Raw genomic sequence first — 10,713 nt, 5'->3', positions numbered from 1 at the left:
GTTGTCCGGCAAGGTTAAGGCCAAACTCATTTTTTCAGTTTGTGTTTGCATATGGATAGTGGGAATCTCAAACCCTAAAACCCAAAAACGAGTGAAATTGGCTTCCATTTCTTGGATATTTTCTGCTATCAATTCCAAACCATACTCAGCAGCTGAGTTTCTAGGCGCAATAGCCGCAAAAGGCTGGTCTGGATGTTCAGCGATAAAGCGGGCTGCATAGGCTGTGCTTGCCGTCACTTCAAGCTGGGCTTTTGGATAGTGCTCATCGATAAACTTTTTCCCTTGGGCCAAAGCTTGAGGGTGCGAAAAAATCTTTTCAATCTTAGTATGACCAGGAACTGCCATCAGTTGCTGATGAATGGGTTGTACTATTTCTGAAACAGCCTGAATGTCCGCCTGATGAAAAAGATAGTCCAAGCTTTCATGCACACTGCCTTCGATAGAGTTTTCAACTGGCACCACAGAATAGTCCACCAAGCCCTGTTCATAGGCCTTGATAACATCTGTGATATTGGCAAAGGCTTGTAATTCCTCATTAGGAAAAGCAGTCTGCACAACGTGGTGAGAAAAAGATCCCTTGGGACCTAGATAGGCAATTTTCATCTCAGTTCCTCTATAATTTCCTCTGGACTTAACTTGGTCACATCCAGAACTTGACTGGCTATTTCCTCATACCAAGCTTGTCTTTCTTGGAAAATAGCTGCCAGTTCTTCCTTGCTATTATTTAGAAAAAGCGGCCGTTGATTGTCCTTATCAACTGCGATACGTTGGTAGAGGGTTTCAAAATCTGCTTTTAGATAAATGTTATCAGGATTTTGTTTGAGCAAGTCACGATTTCTCTGAGAAACGACCACTCCTCCACCAGTTGACACAACTCGGTCTGTTTTTAGTAAGTCCGCTAAAACTTCAGACTCTATCTGACGAAAGGCTTCTTCTCCCTTTTCAGCGAAAAATTCCGCAATAGACATACCCAAGCGCTTCTCAATCAAGGCATCCATATCAAGGTAGTCTGGATCCAAGCTTCTTGCGATTGTGGATTTACCAGCCCCCATAAATCCGAGTAATACCTTAGCCATGAATCAAGCTCTCCAAATCATCAAAAAAGCTAGGATAGCTGGTATTGATAGCTTCTGCACGGTCAAGTTCCACCTCTCCATCAGCAACCAAGAGGGCTGCGATGGCCGTCATCATTCCGATACGATGGTCACCAAAGGTATTGACTCTAGCACCATGAAGGGAGGATTTCCCTTTGATAATCATTCCATCTGCTGTAGGTGTGATTTCCGCGCCCATGCTATTTAAAGCATCCGCTACCACTTGAATGCGGTCGGTTTCTTTGACTTTAAGTTCCTCTGCATCCTTGATAACCGTCACTCCTTCTGCTTGGGTAGCAAGCAGGGCGATAATTGGTAATTCATCAATCAAACGTGGAATCAAGGCTCCACTAATTTCTGTCCCTTTCAGGTTTGAAGTTTCAACCGTCAGAGTTGCGGATTTAGCGACTGGATCGATTTCAGTTATTTCTAGTTTTCCACCCATGGCGCGAATGACATCAAGAATCCCTGTGCGTGTTTCATTGATACCAACGTTCTTAAGTTCCACACGAGACTCTGGAACAATCAAACCAGCAACTAACCAAAAGGCTGCACTGGAAATATCACCTGGGACAACTACCTTTTGTCCGGTCAGTTTTTGCGGCCCTTGGACTGTGATTTTCTTTCCGTCCACACTTAATTGACCACCAAATTGCTGTAGCATATCTTCGGTGTGGTTTCGAGTACACTCTTTTTCAATAATGACAGACTCCCCCTGAGCCTGCAAAGCCGCAAACATCAAGGCAGATTTGACTTGGGCAGAGGCGATTGGCAACTCATAGTGAATTGGTGTTAGTTTTTTAGTACCTTTCAAGTGCAGAGGAGGCAAGGCTCGCTCTGTTTTCCCTGAAATGCTAACGCCCATTTTTTTCAATGGAATCGACACACGATCCATAGGACGTTTAGAAAGACTATCATCTCCAAACATCTCTGCTTCGAAGTCTGCACCAGCAAGGACACCTGAAATCAGGCGAATCGAGGTGCCAGAATTCCCCATATCCAAGGCGTTCTGCGGAGCTTTTAAGCCATCCATGCCTACACCTTGAATGGTAATAACCCCATCTTTGTCCTCAATTTTAACACCAAGGTCACGAAAAACCTGCATGGTTGAGAGCACATCCTCGCCACGCAGAATATCATAAACCTTAGTCTCGCCCTCAGCCAAACTTCCAAAAATAATCGAACGGTGGCTGATAGACTTGTCACCTGGAACTCGGATACTGCCATGTAAGTGGCGAATGTTTGTTTTTAGTTTCATAGTTGACCTCATACTTGCAATACTTTTCTTATTTTATCACAAAAAGTCAGAAACTTCTTAAAAATTTCTGACTTTATGATAGTTAAAAATATTTTTTAATAAACTTTTACCTTTTTGATTTATTTCAACCTAAAGATCTTTAATAGCAATTTTTTTCATTTTCAATTTACCAGCTATCTGAAGAGCCACCACCATCAAATCCTCCGCCATCCCAATCATCAGAAGACCAAGATGAACTAGAACTACCAGTATCATATCCAGATGTGGAAGAATCTAATCTACCATAAGAACTTGACTGTACTCTTTGTGAAGCATAGTAGCTTTTTTTGAGCTCAGAAGTCCAAGAAGCATTCTTCACAAAATCTTTATCGTTTGGATAGAGTTTTCCCTTCCCATTATAAGAGTATTGAGAGCGGTTCAGCCTATCTAGTTGCTTTCTTTCAACTTCTGCGTAGTATGCTTCTATCAGTAATGTAGTCCAAGTATCATTAGGCAGAAAACCTTTTGAGTCTGGATATAGTTTGTTATATCCAGAGTAGTTATACTGAGACCTAATTAAACGCTTATTTTTTTTATAGTCCGTTTTACGTTCTTCAGTCCATGTATCGTTAGGTACAAAGTTAGGAAAATCTGGATACAGCTTCCCCTTTCCCTCATACTCATACTTAGAAAAGCGACATCTTTTTAAGTAATCGAAGCAAGTTGCTAAAAGTACATAAACCAAGATAAATAACGGAATGTAGTTAAAGCATATCCTAAGGAATGCAATAATTATTGCTGTGTATTTTAAGCTTTTTGGAAGCTGAGTATTCTTATTCTCTTTCTTGTTTATGATTTCAGATTTCCCAGATTCGGCTTTAGAGATACCTACTAGAATTCTATTAAGAGCATCAGTATATTTCCCTTCTTTCATGTAAGGCTTCGAATCATTTAGTAAAGAACTAGCCTTCGAGTCAGGAAGCCAAATTGCTGCTTCGTTGGATGTTTCAATACGAAACTTCCTATCCTTTATAGCAATAGCGATTAAAATTCCACTGTTGGAATCTTGTTTCCCAATTTTCCATTTGCGTGCAACCTCATTGGCTACCTCTTCGATACTGGAATCATCCAGGGTATCTACAATGTAAATACCTACTTGGGTTTCACTTCTAGCATTCATACTCTCTAACGTTTCTGCAACACTAGTGGTTAAATAACCGTTAGGATCGTAAATACCATTTAAAGGACGATCTGGAACAGCTATATTAGCCGCCACTAGAGGCATAAAAAAGAATAAAGGAGTAATTAAGAGTAAAAATAACTTTTTCATAGGAGATACCCCACAAGACTAATCAGTTAAATTGACTTTAGGGACAACCTTTGCATCTTTCTCTGCTTCAATTAACTCAGCTCTTTGGAAACCAAACAAACCAACTATCATATTAGTAGGAAAACGTCTAATGGTCTTTTTATATTCTGTTGCAGTATCGTTGTAATCTTTACGAGCAACAAACAAACGATTTTCAGTTCCCTCAAGCTCTGATATTAGAGAAGACACTTGTGTATCGGCTTTTAACTCAGGATAATTTTCTTGAACAACTAGCAATAGAGAAATAGCAGACGTTAATTCGCTCTCTCCTTCATTTTTTGTTTCTTTATTTCCTGATCCAATCTTAGAACGAGCATCTGCAATCTTTGTAAAGATGTCTTCTTCGTGCTTCATGTACCCTTTTACAGAATTTACAACATTTGGAATTAAGTCAGCCCTACGTTGAAGTGCCACTTCAATCTTCGAGTTTGCTTGTTTCACAGATTCATCTTTACTTACAAGACTGTTGTACGAACTTGTCAACACTATAAAACTGATGAAGATAATTCCTACAAGAACTCCGATTAGAGCAATTAGTTTTTTTGACATATTATTTCCTATTTTCTATTGTTCATCATTTAACTAAGATTTATTGATAATAAAAATTTCATTCTTTTTCGTAATTTTTTTGTATTTATTATCTCATCAAAAATTCCTAACTTATCAATTGAAGTTGAAAATAACAGTTAGAAGCTTTCAAATTCGTTTTGTATTATAGTTATGATTTTCAATAGCCTATTTAATTGGTTTTGTATGTTGTTGATTAGTAAAGACATCCATACCCACAATCATTATTAAACAGACCATGCTAATAACTCTAGCTGATACAGTAGTTACCAATAATAAAAATTCTCTTAAAAAAATACCTATAAATAATGAGCAAAATAATTTTCTTATTTTAGCAATTCTGAAATTGGTTCAAAGACAATTTTTTCAATATCAGAAAGGTAAATCGAAAGTTGTTGCTGTTTGGCAAAGAAGGCTGACAGGAGAGAGTTGCCTTGAATCTTGTTTCCAAAGTCTTCCATCTTTTCTTGGAAAGAAGCATCTGGCATTTGTCCAGTTTGCGCCATGACTTGGATTTCTTGCTGGAAAGCAAGGTAATCTGCAAAAATCTTGCTAGCTTGTTCATCTGCTTGGATGACATCTTTTGCCGCCTTAACCGCCTTGTATTCTGGTAATTCGCGTAAGCCACGACTGAGTTCATTTGCACTATCATAAATATTTGACATGATTTTCTCCTTATTTGATGACGACTGTGTAGTCCGTATTTTCTGAAATTAAGCGCTCAGCTCGTTCCAGATCCTGAGCATTTTTAAAGGAAATTTGGAGAATCCCGTGAACATCCTCACGGTTTTCCTCATTGATGTGGATATTAACCAAAGAAGTACCACGTAGCAATTCCAAAATCCGCAAGATAACATCTTCTTCATCGGGAACATCGACATAGAGGTCATAAGAACTATCCACACCACCACGTTTATGGATTTCCATGGCCTGACGTTGCTCACGCGCTTGGTTGAAAAAGTTCCAAATCTGCTCTTCTTCTCCCTTGCTAATAGCCTGACCAATCTCATCTAAACGGTCCTTGAAATCCTCAATCCGCTCTAGGATGGTCTCGCGATTGGACAAGAGAATGGAAGTCCACATACCTGGTTCACTCTCTGCAATCCGGGTCATATCTCGAAAACCACCCGCCGCAAAGCGCCTTGTCATCTCATGTTCTTGAGCATAAACAGCTGTTTGCTCCATGAGACCTGATGCCAAGATATGGGGAAAATGGCTAATCTGTGAAGTCACTCGATCGTGCTCCTTGGCATCAATTTCAATGAAACGAGCATGAAGTCCTGAGAGTAAATCCTTCATTTCCTCAAGCGTGTCTGAACTAGTCAAACTAGATGGAGAAAAGATATAGTAGGCATTTTCAAAGAGATTAACATCGGCAGAGGCAGCTCCTGTCTTATGGCTACCAGCCATGGGATGAGCCCCGACAAAGCGAACAGGCTTTCCAGCCAAGTATTCCTCAGCAACTTCCACAATGGCAGCCTTGGTCGAGCCAGCATCTGAAATAATGACGCCTTCTTTCAAGTCTAAACCTGCCAACTCCTGAATAAAAGCAATGGTCTGCTTGATCGGCAAGGTCAGAATGATGACATCTGCCAGAGGAGCAAGACTAGCAAAATCATCCGTTCCGCGGTCAATTATCCCCCGCTCCAAGGCAATGTCTCTCGAAGCCTGACTGCGATTGTAACCTAGAATTTTATAATCGGGATGATCGCGCTTGATACCAAGCGCCATCGAAGCACCGATCAAACCGAGACCTGCGATATAGATGGTTTTTGCCATAGGAACTCCTTAATAGTTCTTTGTATACTCACGGTGTTTGGCTACCGCTTCTTTTAATTCCTCTAGGTTGTCCGATGAGAATTTTTCAAGAATTTCCTGCGCTAGAACTGTTGCCACAACAGCTTCCATGACAACACCTGCTGCTGGAAGAGCGGTCGGATCACTTCTTTCCACAGTTGCCTTGTAAGGTTCGTGAGTCTCGATATCCACACTCATAAGTGGTTTATAAAGAGTGGGAATGGGTTTCATAACACCACGAACAACAATTGGTTGTCCATTGGTCATACCACCTTCGAAACCACCTAGATTATTGGTACGACGAGTATATCCGTCTTCTTTAGACCAGAGAATTTCATCCATAACTTGGCTGCCTTTTCGGTAACCAGCTTCAAAGCCGAGACCAAATTCCACCCCTTTAAAGGCATTGATAGAAACAACTGCTTGGGCCAATCGCGCATCTAATTTTCTATCCCATTGGACATAGGAACCGAGGCCAACTGGAACACCTCCGACGACTGTCTCCACAACCCCACCAATGGTATCACCGTCACGTTTGATTTGGTCAATATAATCCTTGATTTCTTGTTCTCGTTCTTGGTTGACAATAGAAACTTCAGACTGGGCGGCTCTTTGCTTAATCTCAGCGACTGTTAGATTTTCGGGAACATCGATTTCCTTGCCACCAAAGATCACGACATGATTAGCAATCTCCATATCCAGTTCAGCTAAGAGGCGTTTGGCCACTGCCCCAACTGCCACCCGCATGGTAGTTTCACGGGCGGATGAGCGCTCCAAGGAATTACGCAAATCATCAAAACGGTACTTGATACCCCCAACCAAATCGGCGTGACCTGGACGAGGATGAGTGATTTTCCGCTTGCTTTTAAGGCGGTCTTCAATGTCCTCCGCAGACATGATATCCAGCCATTTTTGGTGGTCTTTATTGACGACATCCATGGTAATGGGAGCCCCTGTCGTCTTCCCGTGGCGAACGCCAGAAGTAAAGACAACCTGGTCACTCTCAATCTTCATACGACCACCACGACCATATCCACCCTGACGACGTTTCAAATCCTCATCGATGGCCTCTGCTGTCAAAGGCAGGCCTGCTGGAATTCCCTCGATGATAGCCGTCAGACGGGGACCGTGTGATTCTCCTGCAGTTAAATATCTCATAGGTTCTCCTTATTTTACCAAGTAGTCTTTCATCTCTTCCAGAGAAACTGGGTGAATGGTCGCTGAACCAAGCTCTGGTACCAAGACCAATTTCAAGGTGTTCCCACGCGCTTTCTTATCATGAGTCAAAGCTTGATAAAGTTTATCAACATCCCAGTTTTCATAGTCAACAGGTAGTCCAAATTTCTGACACATCTCTGTAATGGACTGGGTTATTCCTTCTGGCATAAGGCCTTTTTCCTCAGCAACCTTGGAAATCTGCACCATTCCCATGGCCACAGCCTCTCCATGCATGACCTTGCCATAGCCGGCAGTCGCTTCGATGGCATGGCCAATGGTGTGGCCAAAATTGAGGTAAAGGCGGACACCGTTGTCCAATTCATCCTCAACTACCATCTTGCGCTTCACCTGACAAGAATGTTCGATCAAAGTTTCTCCATGTTCCAGAATGTTCTCAACAGAACCGTCTAACTCGGTCAAGAAAGCCCATAGTTCTGGATCTTCAATTAAGCCATACTTGATAACCTCACCCATCCCCTCAATCAGCTCTCTTTTTCCAAGCGTTTCAAGGACAAGCGGGTCAATCAGAACCCCGTCAGGTTGGGCAAAAGTTCCCACCATATTCTTAGCAAAAGGAGTATTAACACCCGTCTTACCACCGATAGAGGAATCAACCTGGGCTGTCAAACTCGTCGGAATCTGAACAAAGTGAATGCCCCGCATATAGGTAGAGGCTACGAAACCAGCCAGATCCCCTACGACACCACCACCAAGAGCCACAATCCCATCGCTACGGGTCAGACCTTGCTTGACTAGAAATTCATAGACTTTCTGAACAGTCGTTAAATTCTTTCTTTCTTCGCCTTCTAAAAAGTCAAAAACAGCTACCTGAAAACCAGCATCTTCTAGGCTGAGTTTAACCTTCTCTGCATAGAGAGAAGCTACATGGTTATCTGTCACAATGACTACCTTTTGTGGTTGCCAGAGTTCTCGCAACCATTGACCTGCTTGCGATAGACAACCTTTTTCAATCTGAATATCATAAGGATGATGCGGAATATCGATTCTGATTTTCATAGTAGGTTCTCCTTTTCATTATTGGTATTTTTCTGTCAAGGACTGCCAAATCTCGTCTGTCGGCATTTCTTTACCTGTCCACAGTTGAAAAGCTTCTGCAGCTTGATAGAGCAACATTCCAAGGCCATTGATGGTGGGATTCCCCTGACTTCTAGCCCATTTCAAAAATGGTGTTTCAAAGGGTTGGTAAATGATATCTGCTACCAAGAGAGTTGCTGGCAAATTAATGCTTTCTGGAACTGGGAACGACTGGCCATCCATCCCCACACTAGTCGCATTGACGAGCAGGTCCGACTCAGCAATCCTTGCTTGCAGTTCAGAAAGATTTTCTAAAGCATACAAGTCCACTTTAAAGCCTGTCTGATTCTGTAACTTTTCTAGGTAAGGTCTTGTTTTTTCCATGGAAACTGAACGAACAAAGACTGAAACCTGACTAACGCCATCCAAAATAGCCTGTGCCAAAATGGACTTGGCTGCTCCACCTGCGCCCAGAATGGTCATTTTCTTATCCGAGATTGTAAAAGAAGGCAAGCTCTTAAAAAATCCCTTGCCATCTGTATTATATCCAATTAAAGTGCCATTATAATTGACAACTGTGTTGACTGCCCCAATCAAACGAGCTTCATCACTCAACTCATCCAGATAAGGAATCACTTGTTCCTTGTAAGGCATAGACAGGTTGATTCCAAACATCTGGTAACGGCGAATATTGGCGACTGTTTCTGCCAAGTCACCCGCTTCAATCTCCCAAGCCACATAGACACCATTGGTAGCTGTCGCCTCAAAGGCCCTATTGTGGATAAAAGGGGAGATGGAGTGTTTAATGGGATTGGCAACGACAGCCGCCATACGTGTGTAGCCATCAAGCTTCATCTAAAATCTCCCTAATTTTTTTCATGTTTGATAGAGAAATCTGACCTGGGGCACTCGCTTCATCCAGACTAGCAAATGACCAACTTGAACCCGTCACATCTGAAGTGATACGGGATACCTTGCCCATTTTTCCCATGGAAATGGTCACGTAGTCTTGCTCAGGGTTGAGTGTTTTAAATCCTCGTGTGTAGTTCATCAAGTCTAAAACATCCTGCTCCGTATGGGCCATGACAGATACCTTGACCACTTTAGGAGAAAGACTGGTCAACTCAGACAAAATCTCCATCATGTTTTCAGGTGTCTCTTGGAAATTATGGTAACTCAAAACGAGATTTGGAAAATCCAACATTTCCTCAAAAACATCCTTGTAGCTGAAGTACTCAAAATCCACATAGTCTGGTTGATAAAGTTGAGTGACTTCCTTGATGATTTGAACATACTCCTCAGAAGACAGTTCGATTTCTCCTCCCTCAGCGCGAGTCCGAAGGGTAAAGACCAGTTCGCGGCCTGCGAATTTCTCAAAGATTGCAGGCGCTACCTGTAAAATAGCTTCTTTGGCGAGGAAGTCTGCACGCCACTCGATAATATCGGCATCTTCATACCGTGTGGCATCCAGTTCTTGGGCTTCTTCTAAACTTCTTGGCATTACTGAAACGATTAATTTCATCTACTAACCTTCATACTAATCACCTTGAGGTAATTACTGCTTTCATCTTTTTTATTATAGGCAAAGTCTGCTGGAAGACCATATTGGTTTAAGATCTGATATTTTCTTCCTGCAAAACCTTTATCAATTTGTTCTGTAAATTTCTGGCGGGAAACATTGGCAGCATTGGTACTGGCAATGATAATGCCTCCCGGATTTAAAATCTCTAGACTTTGGGAAATCAGCTTGTAATAGTCCTTAGCTGCAGAAAAAGTTTGTTTTTTATTGCGGGCAAAGCTCGGCGGATCCAGGACAATCACATCGTAGGTCAAACCTTTTCGCTTGGCATACTTGAAATACTCAAAGACATCCATGACAATAAAACGATGGTTGTCTGTGCTGAGTCCATTTGCCTGAAAATGAGCTTCTGACAACTCTCTCGACCGTTTGGCCAAGTCAACAGAAGTCGTCTCACTAGCACCTCCCATAGCTGCAGCAACTGAAAAGGCAGCTGTATAGGAAAACATATTGAGCAAGGATTTACCCCTGGCTAAACCGTCTACCAAACTCCCACGAACCTCGTGCTGATCCAGAAAAATACCTGTCATCAAACCATCATTCATAAAGACCTGATAGAGCACACCATTCTCAAAAACAGTAAAGTAGTCTGGCGCTTTCTCACCATAGACATGAGCAGACTCGTAATCTAGACCTTTAAAACGAATCTTTTCATATGCTCCCAAAACCTCAGGAAAGACTTCCTTAAAAGCCTTTACTATCAGCTCACGAATCTGGTAAACAAAGGAGTTGTACCAAGAAAAGACAGCATAATCTCCATAGAGATCAACAGTCAGACCACCAAAACCATCCCCCTCTTGGTTAAAAAGGCGAAAGG

12 protein-coding genes are annotated in these 10,713 nt (G+C 42.0%); all 12 read right to left on the bottom strand.

Features of this window, described 5'->3' with window-relative positions; translation table 11 throughout:
- On the bottom strand, positions 1–603 hold a 603-nt coding region (gene pheA / locus SORDD24_RS01535; protein ID WP_231082647.1), incomplete at its 3' end, for a prephenate dehydratase.
- Positions 600–1,076 carry a shikimate kinase gene (locus SORDD24_RS01530; RefSeq protein ID WP_061406857.1) on the bottom strand — a complete coding sequence of 159 codons (477 nt, stop codon included), beginning with the start codon at positions 1,074–1,076 and terminating at the stop codon, positions 600–602. The genes pheA and SORDD24_RS01530, both read right to left, overlap by 4 nt.
- Positions 1,069–2,352, bottom strand: a complete 1,284-nt coding sequence (gene aroA, locus SORDD24_RS01525) for a 3-phosphoshikimate 1-carboxyvinyltransferase (protein ID WP_061406855.1) — start codon at positions 2,350–2,352, stop codon at positions 1,069–1,071. The genes SORDD24_RS01530 and aroA overlap by 8 nt, the downstream gene beginning before the upstream one ends.
- Positions 2,353–2,518: 166 nt before the next feature.
- A complete protein-coding gene (locus SORDD24_RS01520) occupies positions 2,519–3,661 on the bottom strand; it encodes a TPM domain-containing protein (protein WP_061406853.1) in 1,143 nt (380 codons plus the stop codon).
- Between the two features lie 18 nt (positions 3,662–3,679).
- On the bottom strand, positions 3,680–4,249 hold the full coding sequence (locus SORDD24_RS01515; RefSeq protein ID WP_061406851.1) for a LemA family protein: 570 nt from the start codon (positions 4,247–4,249) through the stop codon (positions 3,680–3,682).
- A 344-nt stretch (positions 4,250–4,593) separates the two neighbouring features.
- Positions 4,594–4,932, bottom strand: coding sequence for a YlbF/YmcA family competence regulator (locus SORDD24_RS01510; protein WP_061406849.1), 339 nt, complete (start codon positions 4,930–4,932; stop codon positions 4,594–4,596).
- Positions 4,933–4,942: 10 nt separating this feature from the next.
- On the bottom strand, positions 4,943–6,046 hold the full coding sequence (locus SORDD24_RS01505) for a prephenate dehydrogenase (RefSeq protein ID WP_061406847.1): 1,104 nt from the start codon (positions 6,044–6,046) through the stop codon (positions 4,943–4,945).
- A 9-nt stretch (positions 6,047–6,055) separates the two neighbouring features.
- Positions 6,056–7,222 carry a chorismate synthase gene (gene aroC / locus SORDD24_RS01500; RefSeq protein ID WP_061406845.1) on the bottom strand — a complete coding sequence of 389 codons (1,167 nt, stop codon included), beginning with the start codon at positions 7,220–7,222 and terminating at the stop codon, positions 6,056–6,058.
- Positions 7,223–7,231: 9 nt separating this feature from the next.
- On the bottom strand, positions 7,232–8,299 hold the full coding sequence (aroB, locus tag SORDD24_RS01495) for a 3-dehydroquinate synthase (protein ID WP_061406843.1): 1,068 nt from the start codon (positions 8,297–8,299) through the stop codon (positions 7,232–7,234).
- An 18-nt stretch (positions 8,300–8,317) separates the two neighbouring features.
- Positions 8,318–9,172 carry a shikimate dehydrogenase gene (locus SORDD24_RS01490; protein WP_061406841.1) on the bottom strand — a complete coding sequence of 285 codons (855 nt, stop codon included), beginning with the start codon at positions 9,170–9,172 and terminating at the stop codon, positions 8,318–8,320.
- Entirely contained in the window at positions 9,162–9,839 is a 678-nt protein-coding gene (gene aroD, locus SORDD24_RS01485) for a type I 3-dehydroquinate dehydratase (RefSeq protein WP_049538331.1), read from the bottom strand. The genes SORDD24_RS01490 and aroD overlap by 11 nt, the downstream gene beginning before the upstream one ends.
- Positions 9,836–10,713: class I SAM-dependent rRNA methyltransferase (locus SORDD24_RS01480; RefSeq protein ID WP_231082646.1), on the bottom strand; the 878-nt coding region annotated here is incomplete at its 5' end. The genes aroD and SORDD24_RS01480, both read right to left, overlap by 4 nt.

It is taken from the genome of Streptococcus oralis (genome assembly GCF_001579175.1).
Taxonomy (GTDB): Bacteria; Bacillota; Bacilli; order Lactobacillales; family Streptococcaceae; genus Streptococcus; species Streptococcus oralis_O.
The sequence above is the reverse complement of the archived record's forward strand: the minus strand, read 5'-3'. Positions and strand labels throughout refer to the sequence as shown.